Source organism: Porphyromonas canoris, from assembly GCF_000769115.1.
GTDB lineage: Bacteria > Bacteroidota > Bacteroidia > Bacteroidales > Porphyromonadaceae > Porphyromonas_A > Porphyromonas_A canoris.
Window position 1 is genome coordinate 53,483 of sequence record NZ_JQZV01000009.1, and the last position, 22,227, is coordinate 75,709.

Sequence of the window (22,227 nt, forward strand, 5' to 3'; positions counted from 1 at the left end):
AAGCTAACTTTACACGACAAACACCATCAAAACAAGACTAACAGAGCTAATAGCCAAGACTATTAAGCCTCCATAAACTGGGAAAAAAATATGTTCACACAACTCCAACTACTCATGGCACTGCTTCCCATAATCTTTATGATTCACGACTTTGAGGAAATAATTCTATTCAGATCATGGATAGATAAGAATAGAGAGGTGTTAAAGCAACATTTCAACAAACCTTACCGCTATCTCCATTCACGTGGTTACACAGAGCTTTCCACTTCAACCTTTGCCGTGGGTGTCTTTCACGAGTTTCTATTTCTCTCTTGCACGACATTCTTTGGGCTGTATTTCAATCTTCCCGAACTCTGGTTTATCGGATTTATGGCATATTTCATCCATATCCTTATCCACATAGCCCAATGGATTATCTACCGACGATATATTCCGGTGGTCACTACTTCCCTACTCACTCTTCCATACTGCATCTATACATTTATCATATTTTCAGATAGCAACTTTCTCTCTGTGCAAGAACTCATTATCTACTCTGTCATAGGATTCGTTGGAATGATTTTGAGCATTCCTTCTGCCTATTTTTTCATGTCAAAGTTTTCACGTTGGGAGAAAAGATTTATACAAGAACAGAAGAAATAAAAATAATATCCCGAAAGATAAGCCTCAACACTTTATCTTTCGGGATATTATCTATCTCTTTCGAGAAGATAGAAGTTCATCTTACCGGCAGCAGTCTCACACCTCTACCGCCTCGGCAGAAGTTCCGGTATCGAACAACATCTTATACCAAGCCTTAAATCTTATCACATCATCCTCACCAAAGCGATAGAGTCCATGTAAAATCTGTTCGTACGACTTCTCTTCCGTCGGTTCCGTTTTAGAGAAAAACTTGTCCGCCACACAGACAATAATCTCCTCCAGACTCTGAGGAACATAAACCCGATCAGCAGGAAACTCCCAGCCTCGCTCCCGAATGGTGTGATAATACAAGCCTGTTCCCGTATGTCTTTCCGCCACCAGCGCATGAGCTTCCAAGCCTGCGGCTCTAAGGCGTTCCGCCCCAACCAGTCCATGATAAATGTAAGGTCTTTCGCCATGACAGCCTATCTTGGGAGCGTGACAGGCATCCACGCCAATGTCGTGCAGCCATGCGGCTTCTTCTATGAACTCCAAGTTGAGATCCCAATGCGGATGAAGCCCGGCTATTTCCAGAGCTTTCTGTGCCACTCTATACGAATGTTCCACAAGGATCTGCCGGCAAAGCGTCTCTTCCGGATAGTATTGCTCAAATATCGGAGCTACGACAAGGGGCATTTGGATCGGATTCATATCTATCAGGATAAAGTTAAAGATGAGGATGTTTCTGCAATATACAATGCGCCGCACCCAGCTTCAGCTTAGCTTTTACCATGAGCGGTATTCGGTACTTATCTTCCGAAATCCACAGCTCGACGTTATCATTCTTTCCGGTGAACGCTTCATCGTTGATGCTGAGCACCATCTTTATCGCAGGCACTTTAGGAGACCACGGCATGGAGATCACTTCTCGGCTCACCACCACGACCCTACATGGAACAAGGTCTTTACCTATCGGGACATAAAAGTTGTAGCCTTTGAACTTTCCCGAAACGCCATCGGGCAGAGGAATATCCTCCGAACGAATAAATCCGAAAGCCGCAACCATATCAAGAGCCATCCGCTCTTTGGGCACGCTGAAGAGTGTGTCCACCTTCATTTCGGAGAGTGTATATCTCTTGCTGCGAATGGATGTGAAGCGAGGCGAATAGTCGTACTGAATCTCATCTATCAGATAGTAGCCGTTTTCCCTCACCCTTTTCTCCCAGCGAAGAGGTTGATAGTTGGAGTTATAAAGCGTGGAGAGCGTATCTTTCATAGGGAAGACCGAGTATATCATGCCCGTAGTCTGAAAGTGCAGTTCCCGGAACCACTGCTTGCCTCCACCCAGTTCTCTTGTAGAAACAGAGGCAAGACCGGCACGTCCGTTTATGATCCCCCACTTGAATCTCACTTCATACTCCAGACGTTCTCCCTTATAAAATCCGTAGTGATCCGCTCCCTTCTTCTCCTGCGCCAAGGCGAAAGAAGAGGTAAAAAGGAGGATAAACAGCAGTATAAAGCGTTGTGATAGTTTTGTTGTCATTCAAATCCGTTTAGTTAAAATGGAGACGGCTCTTTCGGCAATGGAATAATATCGAAGCCGGTGTACGGAACCAGAGCTTTTGGAATGCGAATACCTTCCGGAGTCTGGTTGTTCTCCAACAATGCTGCCACGATTCGTGGCAGAGCCAGTGCGCTACCATTGAGTGTATGTGCCACTTGCACCTTGCCTTCGGTGTCTCTGTACCGGCACTTGAGTCTGTTTGCCTGGAAACTCTCGAAGTTCGATACCGAACTCACCTCCAACCAACGCTCCTGTGCAGCGGAAAAGACCTCGAAGTCATAAGTAAGAGCAGATGTAAAGCTCATGTCTCCGCCACACAGACGAAGGATTCGCCAGGGAAGTTCGAGCTTATCCACCAAAGACTGAACATAGTCTACCATCTCTTGAAGAGAGGTGTAAGAGTGTTCCGGTTTGTCTACCCGAACGATCTCCACCTTGTCAAACTGATGCAGTCTGTTGAGTCCGCGCACATCTTTTCCATAGCTACCGGCTTCTCTGCGGAAGCATGCCGAATAGGCTGTAAGGCATACGGGCAGACTCTTTTCTTCCAAGATAACATCTCTGAAGATGTTCGTAACCGGAACTTCCGCCGTAGGGATAAGGTAGAGATTGTCTGTCTGGGCATGGTACATCTGTCCCTCTTTGTCGGGCAACTGACCTGTCCCGTAAGCAGAATCTTCATTCACCACATAAGGAGGCATTACCTCCAAATATCCTGCCTCTCTTGCGCTGTCGAGGAAGAAAGAGATAAGAGCCCTTTGCAGCCTTGCGCCATATCCTTTATAGAGAGGAAATCCTGCACCGGTAATCTTTACCCCCACCTCGAAGTCTATCAAGTCGTAGTTCTTCACCACTTCCCAGTGAGGCAGCTTGCACTCATCCGTAAGATGGGGCATGCATCCGCCCTCCTTCACGCATACATTGTCCTCTGCTTTTGTACCTTCCGGAACGATGTCCGCGGGCAAGTTCGGGATCTGGATGATCAGGTTCAGAATCCGGTCTTCCAGCTCTTTCTTCCTGCTTTCCATCTGCTTACTGCCCTCTTTTAGAGAAGCGATCTGTGCTTTTGCCACCTCCGCGTCATCCCTCTTGCCCTCTTTCATGAGCAAGCCTATGGATTTTGAAATCTTGTTTTGTTCGGCAAGATTTTCATCCAATCGGCGTTGAGAGTCGCGTCGGTCGTTGTCCAGACCCAAAAGTTCGTCTATAATCTGCTCTCCCTTAAAGCCTTTAACGGCAAGTCTTCGGATAGCTTCTTCTCTGTTTTCGTGAAGATATTTTATGGATAACATCTCTATATTTTTATTTTATTATGCCTGTCTGATACATGCGCAAGGGCAATTGTAGCAAGGCAAAGGTAATAAATTTTAATGGAGTCTGTGGCGAAATCTCCACAAACGAAAGGGAATCCCGAAATTAACCTTTACAAAAAGAGTCTTGAACACGTTTGTTTCTCTCTCTTAACAGGTTCAAAAATGAGTTTCAAGCCTTGAATACCGGGAACCGGCGCTTGAGTCCTGTAAATCAAGGCTTGAATGCCACGAACCAAAGCCCGATTTCAACCATTGAACGTGAACAATATAATTTCTGAACATATTCAGCACAACTTCCGAACAGATTCAGCCCGATTTTCTATCACTTCACTCCTTTTCATTTCCTCTTTTCGCACACCGGGACAAAACGACATAAAGAGACCTTCCAAAGTAACAAACGGCTCTATCCTAAGAGTTTGAAAATAAAAAAAGCAGGCAAGAAGGAGCGGAAAAAGAACGAATAACAGGAAAAACAGATGTTAAAATCCTCTTGTGAGACAGGCTCTTTAAGGTTTTTCAAAATAGCGAATAAAATATTTTTACTTTCAAGAAGAAAAAGCTAAATTTGCGCCTTAGGGAAAACCAAACATTACGAACTATTACATATCCGTTTATGACTTCTATAGACAATAAAGTTCAATCTTTGGCTGATAAGATTTACGCCGATGGTGTAGAGAAAGCGAAGAAAGAAGCAGAAGAGATTCTGAACAGCGCACAAGCTCAAAAAGAGAAAATCCTAAAACAGGCAAAAGAAGAGGCTGATGCTATACTGCAACAGGCACAACAAGATGCCGTGAAGGAGAAAGAGACAGCAACAGCCGAGATAGTGATGGCTGCAAGACGTGCGATAGACTCTCTTAAAAGCGAAATGGCAGGTATCCTCAACGACTCTGCCATATCTGCCGGAGTGGCTGCCGCTGCCGGAACACCGGATAAGATATACAACCTCATAGTGGAAATGGTGAAAGCATGGAGCGCGAAAGGCAACATGGAAATATCCACAGCCGATGCGGATGCGTTGCAAGCCTACTTTGCTTCTCATGCACAAGAGACTCTGAACAAGGGCGTAAGCATCAAGAGCATCAACGGTAAACCACACTCATTCGAACTAAAGCCGGAAGGACAAGGCTACAAAATGGTCATCGGACAAGAGGAACTTGAAGCGTACTTCCGAGAATTCTTCAGACCGAGACTCCGTGCCATACTTTTCCCGGAAAAAGCATAGGACTGCGAGATGGCGCATTACTATACATTAGGTGCGGAGCTACCCGGACTTAAACAGGAACAAACCTCTCTTTCCTACTCTTCGCTTGAGTTGTGGGAAGGGATGATGCGTCCTCAGTTTTCCAAAAGAGACATTCGGCAGATGGAGCTGCTCTTTCTGCAGGAGGACAACAAGACTCTCATCAAGCTGCTCAAAGGGCTTCCCACAGAGATCCCGACCGTGCCGGTTACCCTCGGAGAAGATACGCTCAGGACGCTGATCCGTGCCGTTGAGGAGCGCAGAGACGAGGAGAACGATGAACCGACTCCGATACCAGAAAATGTACCGGCATACATGGTTCGGTTTGTCGAAGAGTATCTGGAGGGCAAGTTTGAACAGAATGGAGCCAAAGGGTTTGCGGAAGATTTTCTTGCCGTGGCATACTACGACCATATCCGCAAGAAGGCAATAGGATTTGTAAAGAAGTGGGTGGATCTGAACGCCCGTATAGCAAATATCATGGCGGCATCCACTGCCAAGAAGTTCGGATTGGATATTTCGTCTTATCTGGTCGGAGCATCTCCTTTGACAGAGATACTCCGCCTCTCTTCCTGGACAGATCTGCAGTTTTTACCCGGAAGCGACACGCTCCAAGAGATTATAAAAGTATCGGAAGAGAGCAATCTCTACACGAGAGAACGCCACTTGGACACGATCCGTTGGCGATTCCTCGATGAAGTTGTATTCTCCGACACCTTCTCCATAGAGGCTATGATGGTCTATTTCCTTAAGACGAGAATCATAGAACGATGGACTACACTGGATAAAGAACAGGGAGAAATGGCATTCCGCACCCTGATAAGTTCGCTCAACAGCGATGGCAAACAGAAGCTTGCAAACTTTGTGGAGAGCACAAAAAACAAGTCGAAAAGCGTTGCCGATAATCAACAAACAGAAAAAGTATAAATACCTACACGATAGAACATATTCGCATGAAAACAACCGGGATAGTAAGAGGCATTGTGTCTAACCTCGTAACGATAGAGGTAGATGGACCGGTGGCTCAAAATGAGATCTGCTATATCTCAGTGCGGGGAACCGAACTGATGAGCGAGGTTATCAAGATCATTGGAAAGAACGCCTATGTTCAGGTCTTCGACAGTACACGCGGTATGAGAGTCGGAGATAAGGCTCGCTTCGAACAACATATGCTTGAAGTGCAACTCGGACCCGGACTTCTCTCCAAGAATTTTGACGGTTTGCAGAATGATTTGGACAAGATGGAGGGTGTCTTTCTTAAGAGAGGCGATTATACTCCACCGTTGGAAATGGATTCCAAATGGGAGTTTACCCCCATTGCCAAAGCAGGTGATGAGGTTGAAGCGGCGTCTTGGCTTGGAGAAGTGGACGAGAGCTACAAGAGCCATAAAATAATGGTGCCTTTCGTGTTTAAGGGTATCTACACCGTGAAGAGCATCGTTCCTGCCGGAACTTATGCACTTACGGATACTATTGCCGTGCTTGAAGACAAAGACGGTAACGAGCATAAGGTAACGATGGTACAACGCTGGCCCGTGAAGCTGCCCGTACCGGGATACAAGAACAAACCAAGACCATACAAGCTCCTTGAAACGGGTGTGCGTATCATAGATACCTTCAACCCGATGGTGGAAGGGGGCACAGGCTTTATCCCCGGTCCTTTCGGTACAGGTAAGACCGTACTTCAACACGCCATCTCGAAGCAGGCAGAAGCGGATATAGTGGTGATAGCGGCTTGTGGTGAGCGTGCCAATGAGGTGGTGGAGATCTTCAAAGAGTTTCCCGAACTGGTGGACCCTCACACAGGAAGAAAGCTTATGGAGCGTACCATCATCATAGCCAACACATCCAACATGCCGGTAGCGGCTCGTGAGGCATCCGTATATACAGCGATGACTATCTCGGAATATTACCGGGCGATGGGGCTTAAAGTGCTTCTGATGGCAGACTCTACTTCTCGTTGGGCACAGGCTCTTCGTGAAATGTCTAACCGTTTGGAAGAGCTTCCGGGACCGGACGCATTCCCAATGGACCTTTCTGCCATCATTGCCAACTTCTACTCTCGTGCAGGTTATGTGGAGCTGAAGAATGGCGAGAGCGGTTCCGTTACATTCATCGGAACGGTATCTCCTGCCGGAGGTAACCTGAAAGAGCCTGTAACGGAAAATACCAAGAAGGTGGCTCGATGCTTCTATGCCCTCGAACAAGACCGTGCGGACAAGAAGAGATACCCGGCCGTGAATCCGATAGACTCCTACTCGAAGTATCTGGAATACCCGGAATTTGAAGAGTATATCTCCGCTATAACAGGAAAAGAGTGGCTCAAAATGGTACACGAATGCCGTACCAGAATGCAACGTGGTAAGGAGATAGCCGAACAGATAAACATTCTCGGAGACGATGGTGTGCCGGTTGAGTATCACGATATATTCTGGAAATCCGAACTCATAGACTTTGTTCTGCTCCAACAGGATGCTTTCGACTCGATAGACTGTATCACTCCTCTGCAAAGACAGAAATATATGTTGGAGATCGTGGTAAACATTTGTAGAGGGGAATACGACTATGAAGACTTCAACGATGTATCGGCATTCTTCAAAAAGCTCATCAATATGCTCAAGCAGATGAACTACGCAAAGTTCCAAGATGAGAGCTTTAAGAAGTATGAGGTAGAACTACAGAGTGTTATCAATGACAAGACTCTTAAATAAGATTCAAGACGATGACGAATAAAGCATTCCAGAAAATATATACAGAGGTTACGAAGATAACCAAAGCAACCTGCACCATTAAGGCACAGGATGTAGGGTATGACGAGCTGGCAACAATAGATGGAAAGTTGGCTCAAGTAGTGAAGATACAAGACGATGAGGTTACTCTTCAGGTCTTCCGTGGTACGGAAGATATTCGTACCAACGCAGAAGTGGTTTTCCTCGGAAACTCTCCATCGCTCAAAGTGGGCCCGTCTCTTGCAGGACGTTTCCTTAATGCTTATGGCGAACCAATAGATGACGGTCCTCAGCTTGAAGGTAAACAGGTGGAGATCGGAGGCCCTTCGGTAAATCCTGTTCGCCGGCAACAGCCATCCGAACTGATAGCTACGGGTATCGCCGGTATCGACCTTAACAATACTCTGGTAACAGGGCAAAAGATTCCGTTCTTTGCAGACCCTGACCAACCTTTTAACCAAGTGATGGCTACGGTAGCACTTCGTGCGGAAAGTGATCTCATTATTCTTGGAGGAATGGGTATGACGAATGACGACTACCTGTACTTCAAAAACACTTTCACTAATGCAGGTGCACTGGATCGTATTATCTCTTTTATCAATACGACAGAAGACCCTTCGGTCGAGCGTGTACTTATTCCGGACATGGCTCTTACGGCAGCAGAGTATTTTGCAGTAGAGGAGCACAAGAAAGTGTTGGTACTGCTAACGGACATGACAAACTATGCCGATGCTCTTGCAATCGTATCCAACAAGATGGACCAAATTCCTTCCAAAGATGCGATGCCGGGTTCTCTCTATTCGGATTTGGCTAAGATCTACGAAAAGGCAGTACAGTTCCCTGACGGAGGATCCATCACCATCATTGCGGTTACAACGCTATCGGGAGGAGATATTACGCATGCCGTTCCCGACAACACCGGTTACATCACCGAGGGACAGCTCTATCTCCGTAGGGACACTCAGGTAGGAAAGGTTATCGTAGACCCATTCCGGAGTCTTTCTCGCCTAAAACAGCTTGTAATCGGAAAGAAAACACGAGAAGATCATCCTCAGGTGATGAACGCCGCTGTACGTCTATACTCCGATGCTTCCAATGCACAGACCAAGTTGGAAAACGGTTTTGACCTTACCGAGTATGACTCTCGAACGCTCGACTTTGCCAAGGATTACTCTCGCCACTTGTTGGCGATAGACGTCAACTTGAACAATACCCAAATGTTGGATACTACTTGGGGTCTCTTCTCTCAATACTTCAAACCGGAAGAGGTAAACATCCGTCAAGATTTGGTAGATAAGTATTGGCCCTCAAAGTAAGAGATAATGGCTATTAAATTCCAATACAATAAGACCTCACTACAACAGCAGGAGAAGCAACTCAAAGTGCGTGTGCGAGCTCTTCCTACAATAAAAAGCAAGGAGAGTGCACTGCGTATGGAAGTGAAGCGAACCAAGGACGAAGTAGAGAGACTTGAGAATGAGTTGGAAATGCGTCTCGGAACGTATGACAACATGAAGGCTCTTTGGAATGAACTGGACCCTTCACTCTTGGAAGTAAAAGATGTGAAGATGGCGACAAGAAAGATTGCAGGTGTGGTCATTCCATTGCTATCGGATGTCGAGTTCAATGTAAAACCATTTAGCCTTGCTGCTCATCCTGCATGGTTTATGGAGGGTCTCTCTCTGGTCAAGGAGCTTGCAACAGTGGGGATACAGGCAGAATTTGAACGCATGAAGATGAATCTGCTCGAACATGCCAGAAAGAAAACGACTCAAAAAGTAAATCTCTTTGAGAAGGTACAGATTCCGGGCTATCAGGATGCCATAAGAAAGATTAAAAGATATCTGGAAGACGAAGAATCTTTGGCTAAGGCAGCACAAAAAATCATGCGGGCAAACTTAGAACGTAAAGCAGAAGAGGAGGTGAAAGCAGTATGATAGTACCTATGAGTAAATACTCTTTCCTCATCTACAGGAAAGAACACGAAGCGTTTCTGGAACGGCTGAAATCACTCGGAGTGGTTCATATCCGCCAGAATCGGAATACAGATGAGATAGAAAATATCAAGTCTCTTTTGGGAAAGAAAAAGGAGATTGCAACCATTCTTACCCAGTTGGAGATCATCCGGAAAGCTGAAGCCAAAGATGAACAGCAAGCCCGGCATTCCGATTTTGTCGTGCCACAAAATGGTGAAGAGTATGTTGCCACATTCTTGGAGGCTCAAAAGCAGATCAAACAGCTTTCTCAAAAGATTGCGACAAATAAGGAGACAATATCTTCTCTCTCTGTCTGGGGAGATTTCGATCCAAGCATCGTAGAAAAATTCAGAAAGGATGGTCTTCAGCTTCAATTCTGGACAGTGCCGGCAAATGCCTATAACGAACAGTGGGAAGATCTGTTTGGAGCGGTATTTATAGGGGATGCTCAAAGGCTCTTTTACTTTGTAACACTTTCTCCACAAGAGCTTACCACGAGAGATCTTCCCGAAAGCAGTCTGTTGGAAGTACCGAGCAGAAGCATCTCGGATATTGAAGCAGAAAATGAAACACTCTCGGTCAGATTAAAAGAGGAACAACTTAAACTCTCGGCATTAGCACAACACAAAGAGATTGCTCAAGCATATCAACTCTCTCTCGAAGAGACTTATCGGATGGATGATGCCCGTCTTCAAGGTGTATCTCTCTTTGATGATCAGCTCGTCGTACTCGAAGGCTGGTTGCCTCAAAAGAAGGCAGAGGCAATGGAGAGTGCCTTGGATAAAGAGGGTTATGCCTTTGCAGAAATAGAAATAAAGGAAGGAGAAAGAGTACCCATCAAGCTTAAGAACAACTTCTTTGCAAGGGCATTTGAGCCGATCATCAAGATGCACTCATTCCCCAACTACTTCGAGCTTGATCCCACTCCGTTTGTAGCACCATTCTTCATGCTGTTCTTTGCAATGTGTTTTGGGGATGGAGGTTATGGCATAATCCTGCTTCTTGCAGCCACACTAATAAAAAGAAAGTCTTCTCCGGACAAGCAGGCAATGATGACTATGCTGCAATATCTTGGAGGAGCAACCATTATAGTGTCGTTCTTCATGGGAACATTCTTTGGCGTGCAGTATGTCAATATTCCATTCTTAGCTCCTTTCAAAGCCTTCTTCCTATCGCAAGATAATATCATGATCATTGCTATTGCTTTGGGATTGGTACAGATCATCTTTGCGAAAGTCATAAAGGCGGTAAAAACGACCAAGCAAAAAGGACTCAAATATTCCGTATCGCAGTTTGCATGGGCATTTCTGATACTCACCGGAGTACTCTTTTTCTCTCTTCCGATGCTGAAAATAGAGCTTCCTCAGTGGGTAACTTATGCCGTATATGGACTCCTCGCACTCTTCGGAATATTCATTGTCTTCTTCAACTCTCCCGGTAAAAATCCGCTCATCAATGTCGGTAGTGCAGTTTGGACGGCTTACAATACAGCTTCCGGGCTATTAGGAGACACTCTATCCTATATCCGTCTATTTGCGATCGGACTTGCCGGAGGTATTCTCGGTGGTGTGTTCAACGATCTTGCCATGCAGGTTACCGGGGGACTACCTATATATATTAAATGGTTGCCGATGCTTATTATATTGGCTCTCGGTCATGCCATCAACTTTGGCTTATGTCTCATCGGAGCATTCGTACACCCGATACGTCTCATCTTCGTAGAGTACTTTAATAACTCCGATTATGAGGGAGGAGGAGTCGAGTACAAGCCTCTTCAAAAGCTGAACACGGAAGAAGGGCAGTAAGAAATCTTCTTGTACAAACAGATATTACAGATAAAAACAAAATAATAAACACTTAAATAAAACGATTATCTCATGGAAATGAATTTGATGTTAGGATGGCTCGGTATAGCCTTCATGGTAATCCTCTCCGGTATTGGAAGTAGCGTCGGTATTACAATCGCAGGTAATGCAGTGGTAGGAGCGATGAAAAAAGACCCTACAAAGATGGCTTCATACATTACACTATCCGCCCTTCCATCGTCTCAAGGTATCTACGGTTTCTTGGCATTCTTCTTTGCAAAAGGATTCCTTACAGAAGCTATCACCTCTGTACAAGCATGGGCTATCCTTGCCACAGGGCTTGCTCTTGGTGTAGTGGCTCTCTTCTCTGCTATCAGACAAGCGCAAGTGTGTGCTAACGGTATTGCAGGATTGGCTTCCGGACACGATGTTATGGTATCCAGCCTTGTTATGGCAGTATTCCCGGAGCTTTACGCGATCTTGGCTCTGCTTGTTGCTATCTTGACTTACTTTGCTTTCTAATAGATCAAGCAAGAAACGTCGATTATTGGTCTTTCCAAGAATAAAAACCTAAAAACACTCCCGAAAAGAGGCAAGTACTTTTTCGGGAGTGTTTTTTGTTGCTTCACTCTTTTCATTAAAATAATACCTTACCTTGTCTAAAGCAGGTTAAAATAGATGGAATCAAGGGTTTCTCGGAAATAATCACTATATTTCGTGCGGAAAAGAGGCACAAAACAGCCCACTTATCCACCAAAAAGAAACAAGATAATCAATAAACAATACATAAAAACAGTAACAACCATGAAGACGAAATTTTTACTTGTTGCCCTGTTGGCAGCCTTTTTGGGTAGCTCGGTTGCTGTTGCCCAATATGAAGATGACGCCTATCTGACTCCTTCCCAAGTGAAAAAGCTCAAGGAAAGAGAAGAAAAGGAACATCTTGAGTACCTCAAAAGACAAGCAGAAAAGAGGAAAAAGCTGGAAGAAGAGCGAGCAGCAAGGCTGTTGCAACTCAAGAAAGAAGAGACTTACGAGAGCGATCTCATAGACTATTACAACAGAAGAGGAAAGGGATGGGAAGGCATTTCATCCGAAGAGATGGAAGCCAACCTCGATAGACTCGAAGGGGAAAAACGTCCGAGAACAAATGGAAAATACTCCAAGAGAATCAAAAGATTCCATTCGGACAACACGGTAGTGCTAAGCGATGCCGATGTTTATATCGTGGACGATGTCCGTTACAACCCATGGACAGACAGCTACTACGGCTACGACGACTATAACAATGTCTCCATAAACATCTCCTTCGGTTACAGACCATGGAGAGACTGGGGATATCCTTATCCATATTACAGATATTACGGGTACTACTATCCTTGGTACGACTCCTATTGGGACTTCTGGGGCTATCCGAGACACCATTATTGGGGTTGGGGTGGTCCGTATTACGGCTACGACTATTGGGGTGGCTATTACTACCGCCCATATCGTCCGCACTACTTCTACGATTATAGCTACGGATACGACTACTATGGATACGGAGGCTACTACTCTACTCCTAAAACGCATTCCTACACCGGACGTTCCGGCTATGGCAGCAACAATAACATAAGAGGCAGATACAGCTCCGATGGTTCTTCCTTAGGTTCACGTTATGGTCAGGATTATGGTCGCACGCTCGACAGGTATCGCAGCGGCAATGATCCTAACTACAACAGTGGCAGAGGAGGAGTGTATCGCAACAGTGGACGTTCGGGAGCAACAGACTATAACCGTGGCAGCAACTACGGAAGCTATGAAAACCGATCAAGATCCTCTTACGACTACTACAACAGAAGCGGTTCGTCCTCATCGTCGTCCAACTCATCTTCTGTACGCAGTAGCAGTTCAGGTTCATCCAACTCTTCTTCCGGAGGCGGAAATCACAACTCCGGCAGCGGTTCGGGAGGCGGACGCGGCAGAAGATAAAGCGTCTTGATCTTATAGTCTTTCACAACAAAGAGAAACACTGATGAAAAGAATAGTATCATATAGTATCAAAGGAATGCTGGGATTGGGGCTTGTCTTATGCTCCTTCTCAGGCTTGCAGGCACAGAATGAGCGGGATGCTCAAAACCTTACAGAGCGTGCTCTCAATGGTACAGCCCGATCCATGGGTATGGGTGGAGCTGTCGGAGCATTGGGAGCAGACCCTTCTGCCATACGGATCAATCCCGCTGGTGTAAACCTCTACACCTCACACATCATACACGGAACATTCGGATTCGGCAATCTCAACACTGCTACCGAGTGGGGTATGAATACCAAGACCGGTATCTCTACCACTCACAGGCCGAGAGCGTTAAACAACTTTACATTTGTGCTACCCTCGACCAGATTGGGTCGTGGTGTGAATCTCTCATTCTCTTACAACAGAGACAAAGAGTTCGGACGCGCTTATCGCATGGAAGCAGACGGTATGCCGGTCTCCATTGCAGACTATGCGGCGAGAATGGCATACAAGATACCTCCTGCTGCCATTCAGGATACCAAGAAAAACAATCCTTATAACTCCGGCTACGAATGGCTTCCTATTTTTGCCGAGAATGCAGGTCTCATAGAACACGTAGATGGTACAGACCGTTATCGCAGCACGTTCATCTACGAGAATCTGAGTTCTGCTCCGGACCACTCCACGCTTAAAGTTCAGGAGAGAGGCGCGGATAAGTCTTTCGACTTCTCTCTTGGATTCTCTTCCGGAGAGTATCTGCACTTCGGGGCAACGCTCAGACTGCATAGCATCAACTACAATAAGAAAACCTACTATGGCGAGGCATTCGATAGTAATAAGTTTTATACGGACAACTACAGCGACTACAAAGGAGCTGCCTCTAACGACTATCTCGAAATCAGCAATCACCTCAACACCTCCGGTCAAGGCGTCAGTGCCACTTTCGGAGCACTTATAAGTCTTGGTGATTTCGGTCGTATCGGCGTCTCTTATCTTACTCCGCAAGTCTTGGCACTCAAGGATGAGTATATCGCAGAAGCCAGAAGTTTCAACTGGAGATACGACAAAGATAAAGGCCCGTTCAGCTATAGCACTCCGAAAGACTACTACACCCAATACTCTCTGATCAGACCCGGTGTTATCACAGCCAGTGCCATGATTTACTTGGGAGGTTATGGAGTTGTAACGTATGACTTTGACTATTCCAATGCAGGCTCGACCAGACTGAAGTTTGACAATGGTGTCGAAAACAGCAACAACCAATACATCAAAGAGTATTACGGAGCGGTAACAAGCCATAGATTCGGTTTGGAACTTAAACCTACACGTCAGTTTTCTATTCGAGGAGGAGCGGCCATCTACTCCAACCCGATTAAAGATCTCGATGTACTGGGTGAAGACGAAAACGGACTCAAAGAAGATGTCGGAACATCCGGAACAATGTCCGATTTTATCCTGACCAAAGGAAAAAATCAGTACTACACACTCGGTATCGGCTACGCATTCAAGAATGGTTTCTCTCTGGACTTGGCGTATGTAAACAACACTCGTTCGGCTAAGGCATATCCGTTCACCTCATCTTCCTACAAGGCAGACAATAACGTTTATGTCTTCCCATCCAAGGGGGGTAATATGAAACAGATGTCTCACCAAATATTGTTAGGCGTCACTTACAGATACTGATCAGAAAAAAGACTCGTATAACCAATGGGAAAGCTCATCTTTGGGGATATTCTCCTTAAAGATGAGCTTTTTTCATGTGCACTTTTATATAAAAACAGAAAGCTGTTTTTCCTCTTCCAAGACTCTCTTCTTTCTCTTGAGTTCATTCTCTCAAAATCTTGAGCAGACCATATCACTCTGGAAAACAAGGCAATACACAAAATCTCGGAAATAAGTTTCAACTGCCCTCCGATCGTTTTCAAGGGCTGTTTTTGAGCCAATATTCGTTAAAAATAAATACCTCAATCGTAAATATTCCCTAATGATAAAATCATATAAAATCCCGTTCAAAAACCGTTAAAACAGCTATTTCTCTGATAATCAACACTTCAAGAAAAATTCTAAATACGTTTAAGCAATCCATTAAAAGTATTCAGAGGAATCAATAAACGTGTTTAATGAAAACAGTAAACGTATTCAGAAAAAATCTGAATACGTTTAGTTGAAAAACCGAATCTGTTCAGCTTTTTTCCTATCCCTGAAAGCAAATAAGTGTAAATAAAACAAGCCGATTTAACATTTCGGTTCTGCTCTAAAAACAACAGCTTCGACCCAAATAGAAACAGGGGAAATCCGGGCTGATAAATGGGATGGAATATATAAAAATAAAGAGTCCGACCCGGCAGGAAGCAGAAACGAGGAGAGTGTCCAAAAATCTTAAACACTCTCCTCGCTATTTCTTTTCTCCTCACTAAAAGTGGTTACCGCAAAGTCTATCTTGCTTCTATCTCCAGAACAACCTCGAAATGGTCATCAATAAAGTTATCTTTCAGATCCTTGAAGATGTTTTTGGAAGCATAGTTAATCCCCCACTTTGTACGATCCAATACGATGGTTTCGCTCATGGCTTCATATTCGCCCTCACCTCCTTTGGTTACGGTTACACGGAAAGAGACATTCAGCGTCTCCCCTTTCAGGGTCAGATTACCGGACAACATCTGAGCTTTAGAGCCTTCGATAGGCTCACTGCCGGTAACTTCAAAGAGACCTTCCGGGAACTCTTTCACGTTAAAAAAGTCCTCACTCTTCAGATGCGTCTCCAGTTTGACCTTATCCGGAGAGTTATCATCCAAGTCGTCCACCTCTATGCTATTCATATCGAGCACAATCTTACCGCCAAGTACCAAAAGAGTCTTAGGGTCTATCCGGATCTCTCCACTCGCTATCTTCACCTCCCCCCAGTGCTTACCGGTCGGTTTATAGCCGGTCCACTTGACATCGCTGCCATCCGCATCTATCGCCAGGCTCTTTACAGAGGAAGCCATATCCGACATAGCCTCCACAGGCACCGCTTCGGAAGTCTTGCTCGCCTGCCTGTTTCCGGAGCAGGAAAGCAATCCGAACAGAAAGATTACCACAAAAAATATCTGTCTTAACTTCATACTATTCCCATTTTTAGAGATACCGATACCACTCTCAAATATGGTCATACAAAAGTACAAAAATACTCTCTTCACAGCTCTAAAAGATTAAACATCTTGATGTTGGGATGAAAACACCGATAAAAGCAGCCTTGCAAACACGATCAAAGGGATTCAAGGAAAAATTTGGAGCTGTTGAGGGTATAGTCAAGAAGAATTAAAGCAATCATAAAGATATTACCCTCTCTCCATTTCAATTCTGTATGGTACAATTGATATTGGCGTGGAGCTTTTCAGGATTACAGATTAGATTGCGTTTTAATTCTACTAAGGTACGATTGATAGAGCAAGAAGAACTTTTGCAACGAACGCATATCTTGCATTTGAATTCCACTAAGATACGATTGATAGTCATTCCCTTTCTTAAACTTAATACTCATCTTGTTTGTTTTAATTCCACTAAGGTACGATTGATAGAACGCAGATCAGTTCCCTACCAGACAACCTAACCGTGTTTTAATTCCACTAAGGTACGATTGATAGAGCAACAAAATGAGTAATAAAGAACCTGTTCGATTAGTTTTAATTCCCCTTAGGTACAATTGAAAGTAGAAATAATTATAACTCAAATGGTAAGCAAGGAAGTTTTAATTCCGCTAAAGTTCAATTGATACTCTCAAATTTACGAGAAAAGCAGATAAAAACAGAAAGCAAAAGCTATCTAAAAGTCTATAATCCAGAATAAAAAGCTGAGCAAATCCGATAACAGAAAACCATAATAGCATTCGGAGATTTATTATTCTATGAGAATCAACACCTGCAATCCCTTTCCGAAAACTACAATAATAGAGTAAAAGAGGAGCAGAAACAGACATTGAGCCGTGTCATAAGAAGATATCCACAGAGGCTTTCTCTTTTCCTATTATCTCTTTTTCCAACCAGCGGTGCTGTCGGGAGGAAAAGATGATAACACTGTCCTCCTCTTCGTCCATTATATCAGACGCTTCCATTTTGAGTTCGAGAAGCTTTACTTCAGTGATTTCTCCCTCAAACACGGAGTTCTGAATCCAGTTGAGATATTTCCGACACAGCTTCAGCATCTTTGCCACTCGCTTTTCTCCCACATCATATACCAAGATCACATACATCACCAGTACATCTTAAATGGTTCGTATTCCTCTATATCAAGCAGATCTTTTGCCAGTTTGTAACACTCCAACTTTACCAAATGTTTATAGCTGACGGAACGCCCCAACCTTCTGTGCTTGATGGTCTCGGAAAGTCTCTCCTCAAAAGCCTGAACAAAAATCTTCTTCCCGTTTGGATTAAGAACACATCTGTTCAGCTTTCTATCGAAATGTCTCTCCTGAATGAGTCTTTTGTTCAAAACCTTAAATATCGTCCTATCCACAAGTATCGGCTTGAAGACTTCAGAGATATCCAAGCAGAGAGAGTATCGTCGCTCTCCGGGAGTGTGGAGGAAGCTGATGGTGGGATTGAGTTGCGTCTGATGTACCGCCTTCAGACACTGGGAGTAGCACATCATATTACCAAAAGAGATAAGGGCGTTCACTTCATTTCTGGGTGGTTGCTTGCTTCTTGCTCCCATTTCAAAATGATCTATGATGGTATTGAAAGCCTCATAGTAGGCAATTCTGATATTTCCCTCGATGCCCATAACGGCTTCGATGGAGTCCGCAGCATTCAAATGTGAAGCAAGAGCCGCGATCTGATCTATGATATCCTGCACATCTTTCCCTCTGTTATTGTAGTAGCTGAGATTCTTCTGCATATTGAAAGCAGCTCCTTTTATAAACTTTTTGGCAAGCGACAGGCGTCTCTCAAAATCCAGATGAGCTTTGGTCTGTGCCAGTAACATCTTACCGGAAAGCAAAGCGTCTCTTGACATAAAAGATCCGGTGTAGTTCTCATAATAGTCAAAGAAGTGCACATCCACGCCATTCTGTCCAAGGAAGTTGAATAAACTGCTATTTGCCCTCAGAGAACCAAAGACAAAAAGATCGTTTATGCCCTCTATCGGAATGTATCGGGGCTGTCCGAAATGCTCAATACCATTGCCATCTTCTTCGATGGGAGTAAAGCGAAGAGTATTGTCCTTCCTTGACAACTCTCCCGGATTGAATAGATAATAACTTTTCTTCATAACTGCTCTGACTCTTTCCCGGAAAAACAAAAATCGTAGTAGCTGCAATTCTTACATATCTTAGATGATATCACAGGAGGACACTCTTTACTCTCTATTATTCTTTCTATCTCTTCTCCAATCTCCCGTATCTGCTCTCTGTCCATATCCGTTAGCAAAACCTCCTCGCGCCGTCTGAGTTTCGGATATTCCAATATCCCGGTTGCACCGACCACTCCATTCTGCTCGAGGACATAGAGGTAGTAAAGAAGCTGAAGCCTATGCGCAGGTGCTATTTTATCCGATTTCTTTATCTCATGTACCACTTTGTTTTTAGCATCGTAGTAGTCTATCTTTATGCCATCAAGCTCCAACTCCTCGTACCGCAAGGATCGTTGCGGATAGCTATTCTCATGAATCAACTTTCCTTCGTACACAAGATCCGATGTATGCTCCATAGTGATCCCGGAAGAGAATAACCACAGCTTTCTGTGACAGACTAAATAGTAGTTGAAATGAGTACCGGTGATAAACATTGACATCCAACAGACTATAAAAAGACATCTGACTCCTTTAGATCTATACCCTTTTCAAAAGAATAAAAACCTGTATTTACAACAAAAATACTCAGATCTTGCTCTCCTATGACAACCTTTTCTTGACTTATCATATGAGTTTTATTTCCTTTTTCAAACATGTATATGGGAATATCTACCGAATGAGACAATTTCCATATTTCAAATTCCATGCGTGAAGAAAAGTACTTTTTAGGAGGACGTTCTACATAAACAGTCTCTTGTGGAGATATATCACGAGACTTCCAGAAATCATTGTTTGTATCTTCTTTCTCCGGATTATTCATGGGATTGATCATCCAATTATCTCGAAATGAATTTCTCAATTTTCTTGCATTATCTTGTGCTTCAAATGAATATCTACGTTCTTCTGAATATACCTTATTGACCAAATCAATAAGCATTTGCGCAGAATAACAATCTTTAGAGATCAGATCTATTGTACTTGTTAGTGCATCACAAGCTTTCCAACTCTTTGTTTTGTTGTCATAAGATCCATAGGGAGCCGGGTACATACAACCATTCTTTAGAGGAACTATAATATAAAGTTCTCCTATCTTATTATTATCAAAACGACAGAGTCGCCCCGCTCTCTGAGTAAGTCTATCTATCGGACATATATCCGATATCATAATATCAGAGCTTATATTTATACTCATTTCTCCTATTTGGGTTAGAATAGCAAATCCTTTTGCCTCTCCTTTTTCCCAAGCATTTCGCCCAAGCATCTCTATTAGAAGCTCCTCCTTTTTCTTTTTATCCGGCTCTGAAAATCTACTATGATACAGTACAACATCCTCTACTCCTACCCCTCTACTCCTAAACCAATCGTAATACATTATTGCCCTATCTACGGTGTTGGCATAAATAATAGCAGTCTTCTTCTCCAATGCTATTTGTAAAGTATTCTCAATGTTCTCCAATCCCTCTCTCTTCTGGATGTCTCTTATAAAAAATCTGACCCTTTGATAATCGGAATCATCTTCAATAAGCTCTGCATTAGAATATCCAAGTTCACGATATTCTGAAAGAGTTGAGTCTGGAAGAGAAGCACTCATCATGAGAATAGGAACTTTCCAATAGCTCAAAAGTTCTAACAAAACTCTAATATTTGCTTGTGTGAAATCATCATAAAAGTCCACTTCATCTACCACCAAACAAGAATTAGCAAGATTAAAAGCAATAAGATGATGATCTTCTCGACTCAGTGTTAATGCCATTAACAGATGATCTATAGTACAGACAGTTATAGGAGTAGCTAAATACCTAGCTAATTGGTGAGTCATTCGCTCTTTTTGCACATTAGAATGTCCCATCTCTACAGCACTCTGATACTTTACATGCCACGATGTCGAATGATACAACCCTGTATCAGAAAGTGTCTTAGAAATGTTAATAGCTAAAGCATTAGATGTAAACCGGGTTGGCATTGCAATCACCAATCGATCGGCTCTCTTATTTTCTATCTGTTTGGAAGCCCATAGTAAAGCAGCATCTGTTTTTCCTGCCCCTGTGGGAGCACGTACTAAAAGAAAGTCTTTCTTCCAATTTGTCTCTACAAGTTTTTGGACAGTGCGTTTTTCCCAATTTGAGGGAAAGGAATACTCAAAAGAAGAAATATCAACAACATCCAAACCTTCTTCTCTTGCACTCGCTCTGTGATCGGCTAATCTTAAAAGACCTCTTGGACCTGCATAACAATAATGCTCTATTGCTAATTTTTCAGTATCACCTGATTCTGAAATATTATTAGACTCCTTCAAGAACTCTATCCAAATCTCCTTTCCTGCCTCTTGTTTCCATCGTTCCTCATATCGAAATCCCAATTTTCCATGGTGTGCTCCAATGGCGACCTTAAGCCAAAGAGGAAATTTTTTCTGAACGGACTTTATGGAAGAAATCTCGTGACGGATTCCCACCATACGGAGATTTTTTCCTACTTCTGTTCCTCTCTCTAATTGGTACTGTGAAAAAGATTTAGTCTGTTCCTTTTTTAACCACAAAACAAAGTTTTCATAGTCTTTCCAACAAGCTTGTTGCCAACACTTTTCTCTCTTTCCTTCGTCATGATGTCTACAAGCCCACTCCAATCTTCTGGAGAAATCTTCTCCACTAAAGCTATGATATTTCTCCTTAGTCGCCGGCAATATGGCAATAATAGTCTCTCCTTCACGAACCACATTAGAGGTATGTTCCTCTAATGTGATTCCCGAAGGTTTAGCCAAAATCTTGGATTTTTCCTCTGATATATTTACCCTATTTGAATATGTCTTCATATTTCTTTATAATCTCATTTCCCCTCTCATCTTTTTCAGAAGGATCAAAGAGATTATTTGCTTCTAAGAAAGCAAGTGCGTCACTATATGCTTTATTGACGCTATTCTCTGTTTTATCGTCTCCTATAAAATACTTTGCATTTCTACTATCCAGTTCGGCTATAATATTCTTTCTCTCTTGCTCATCAGCACTAAAATATCTCATAGCCTTTCTACTCAAATGTTCATCAAAAACAATAAATACTTTTTCCGGTTCCCCACAAATAGCATTTCTTGCTTGATTTGCATAGTCATTCATCATTCTGGTTGCTTCCAGATAAAGCTTTACTCTTCTCTTTCTTTCTTGCTCGGTCGCATGCTTGACGTATTTAACTCCAACATTTAATGTTTCTTCATAATTAAATAATTTGGATATACTTAGAGCACTTACATCCAAATGAAAATTCATCAACATAGAATCCCGTTCACTGAACTCTTTAGTCGCCATAGCCTGTTCCTTGGCATTGGCGTCATACTTTATCCTCACCAATAAATCTCTCCCCACATTACTTTCATTTAGAGAGACTGCATAAGTTGCAGAAAGAGGTGCAATACGTCGATCTGTATATCCTCCTTTACTAGGATTCATAAAACCTCCAAGATCAGCACGCAAGTCTTTTTCGACCAAAGAAGTAATACCATCAGCATTGGAAAGAAAAGTATCTTTTCTTTCCGGATCTACCATATTAAGCCTATCCATTGCGGAAAACAAAACATGTCTCTGCATTTGTCCACTAACATAGACTCTACCGTCGGGTCTTCTTTTAATAGAATTAGCATTACCCAACAGCTTATCTCCACCATTAGCAATATGGTTTTCAAAGGGTGCTACTATAGACACCAAAATTCCTGTAATATTCATCTCAT

19 protein-coding genes are annotated in these 22,227 nt (G+C 43.4%); 10 read left to right on the forward strand and 9 right to left on the reverse strand.

Going from position 1 to position 22,227, the window contains the following annotated elements; all coding sequences use genetic code 11:
* Nucleotides 1-90: 90 nt before the first annotated feature.
* Nucleotides 91-642: an HXXEE domain-containing protein gene (locus HQ43_RS04600; protein WP_036790360.1), complete on the forward strand. Its 552-nt coding sequence runs from the start codon at nt 91-93 to the stop codon at nt 640-642.
* 96 nt (nt 643-738) lie between these two features.
* Here the strand turns inward: HQ43_RS04600 and HQ43_RS04605 are convergent, their stop codons facing one another.
* The 3 genes from HQ43_RS04605 to serS are packed head-to-tail and all read right to left on the reverse strand — an operon-like array spanning nt 739 to nt 3,477.
* Complete coding sequence (locus HQ43_RS04605; protein WP_052103079.1) at nt 739-1,332, reverse strand: HD domain-containing protein; 594 nt, start codon at nt 1,330-1,332, stop codon at nt 739-741.
* 16 nt (nt 1,333-1,348) lie between these two features.
* Entirely contained in the window at nt 1,349-2,164 is an 816-nt protein-coding gene (locus tag HQ43_RS04610; protein WP_036790363.1) for a DUF3108 domain-containing protein, read from the reverse strand.
* A gap of 14 nt (nt 2,165-2,178) precedes the next feature.
* A complete protein-coding gene (gene serS, locus HQ43_RS04615; RefSeq protein WP_036790370.1) occupies nt 2,179-3,477 on the reverse strand; it encodes a serine--tRNA ligase in 1,299 nt (432 codons plus the stop codon).
* Nucleotides 3,478-4,111: 634 nt separating this feature from the next.
* On the opposite strand from serS, the gene HQ43_RS04620 reads away from it, so the two are divergent.
* The 9 genes from HQ43_RS04620 (at nt 4,112) to HQ43_RS04670 (ending at nt 14,927) form a co-directional block, all read left to right on the forward strand.
* On the forward strand, nt 4,112-4,723 hold the full coding sequence (locus HQ43_RS04620) for a hypothetical protein (protein WP_052079501.1): 612 nt from the start codon (nt 4,112-4,114) through the stop codon (nt 4,721-4,723).
* A 9-nt stretch (nt 4,724-4,732) separates the two neighbouring features.
* The gene (locus HQ43_RS04625) at nt 4,733-5,668 is read left to right on the forward strand and encodes a DUF2764 family protein (RefSeq protein WP_036790373.1); all 936 of its coding nucleotides are present in this window, start codon (nt 4,733-4,735) and stop codon (nt 5,666-5,668) included.
* Between the two features lie 26 nt (nt 5,669-5,694).
* Complete coding sequence (locus tag HQ43_RS09465; RefSeq protein WP_052103080.1) at nt 5,695-7,452, forward strand: V-type ATP synthase subunit A; 1,758 nt, start codon at nt 5,695-5,697, stop codon at nt 7,450-7,452.
* Between the two features lie 11 nt (nt 7,453-7,463).
* Nucleotides 7,464-8,786 (forward strand): V-type ATP synthase subunit B, encoded by a 1,323-nt coding sequence (locus tag HQ43_RS04645; protein ID WP_036790382.1) that lies wholly within the window; start codon nt 7,464-7,466, stop codon nt 8,784-8,786.
* Nucleotides 8,787-8,792: 6 nt separating this feature from the next.
* A complete protein-coding gene (locus HQ43_RS04650) occupies nt 8,793-9,407 on the forward strand; it encodes a V-type ATP synthase subunit D (protein ID WP_036790385.1) in 615 nt (204 codons plus the stop codon).
* Between the two features lie 8 nt (nt 9,408-9,415).
* Complete coding sequence (locus HQ43_RS04655) at nt 9,416-11,251, forward strand: V-type ATP synthase subunit I (RefSeq protein WP_161785881.1); 1,836 nt, start codon at nt 9,416-9,418, stop codon at nt 11,249-11,251.
* Nucleotides 11,252-11,323: 72 nt separating this feature from the next.
* Nucleotides 11,324-11,773, forward strand: coding sequence for a hypothetical protein (locus HQ43_RS04660; RefSeq protein ID WP_036790391.1), 450 nt, complete (start codon nt 11,324-11,326; stop codon nt 11,771-11,773).
* A 282-nt stretch (nt 11,774-12,055) separates the two neighbouring features.
* Entirely contained in the window at nt 12,056-13,222 is a 1,167-nt protein-coding gene (locus HQ43_RS09470; RefSeq protein WP_052103081.1) for a hypothetical protein, read from the forward strand.
* A 43-nt stretch (nt 13,223-13,265) separates the two neighbouring features.
* Nucleotides 13,266-14,927, forward strand: a complete 1,662-nt coding sequence (locus HQ43_RS04670; RefSeq protein WP_036790394.1) for a hypothetical protein — start codon at nt 13,266-13,268, stop codon at nt 14,925-14,927.
* A 752-nt stretch (nt 14,928-15,679) separates the two neighbouring features.
* Here HQ43_RS04670 and HQ43_RS04675 read toward each other — a convergent pair.
* From HQ43_RS04675 to cas7p, 6 genes are all read right to left on the reverse strand, one after another.
* The gene (locus HQ43_RS04675; RefSeq protein ID WP_036790501.1) at nt 15,680-16,348 is read right to left on the reverse strand and encodes a YceI family protein; all 669 of its coding nucleotides are present in this window, start codon (nt 16,346-16,348) and stop codon (nt 15,680-15,682) included.
* An 863-nt stretch (nt 16,349-17,211) separates the two neighbouring features.
* Entirely contained in the window at nt 17,212-17,475 is a 264-nt protein-coding gene (cas2, locus tag HQ43_RS04680) for a CRISPR-associated endonuclease Cas2 (RefSeq protein ID WP_036790397.1), read from the reverse strand.
* Complete coding sequence (gene cas1b / locus HQ43_RS04685; protein WP_036790401.1) at nt 17,475-18,491, reverse strand: type I-B CRISPR-associated endonuclease Cas1b; 1,017 nt, start codon at nt 18,489-18,491, stop codon at nt 17,475-17,477. Before cas1b ends, cas2 begins: the two co-directional genes overlap by 1 nt.
* Nucleotides 18,488-19,006, reverse strand: coding sequence for a CRISPR-associated protein Cas4 (gene cas4 / locus HQ43_RS04690; protein ID WP_036790404.1), 519 nt, complete (start codon nt 19,004-19,006; stop codon nt 18,488-18,490). Before cas4 ends, cas1b begins: the two co-directional genes overlap by 4 nt.
* Nucleotides 19,007-19,020: 14 nt before the next feature.
* A complete protein-coding gene (gene cas3 / locus HQ43_RS04695) occupies nt 19,021-21,321 on the reverse strand; it encodes a CRISPR-associated helicase Cas3' (RefSeq protein ID WP_052103082.1) in 2,301 nt (766 codons plus the stop codon).
* Nucleotides 21,302-22,222 (reverse strand): type I-PGING CRISPR-associated protein Cas7/Csp1, encoded by a 921-nt coding sequence (gene cas7p, locus HQ43_RS04700; protein ID WP_036790407.1) that lies wholly within the window; start codon nt 22,220-22,222, stop codon nt 21,302-21,304. The genes cas3 and cas7p overlap by 20 nt, the downstream gene beginning before the upstream one ends.
* Nucleotides 22,223-22,227 lie beyond the last annotated feature (5 nt).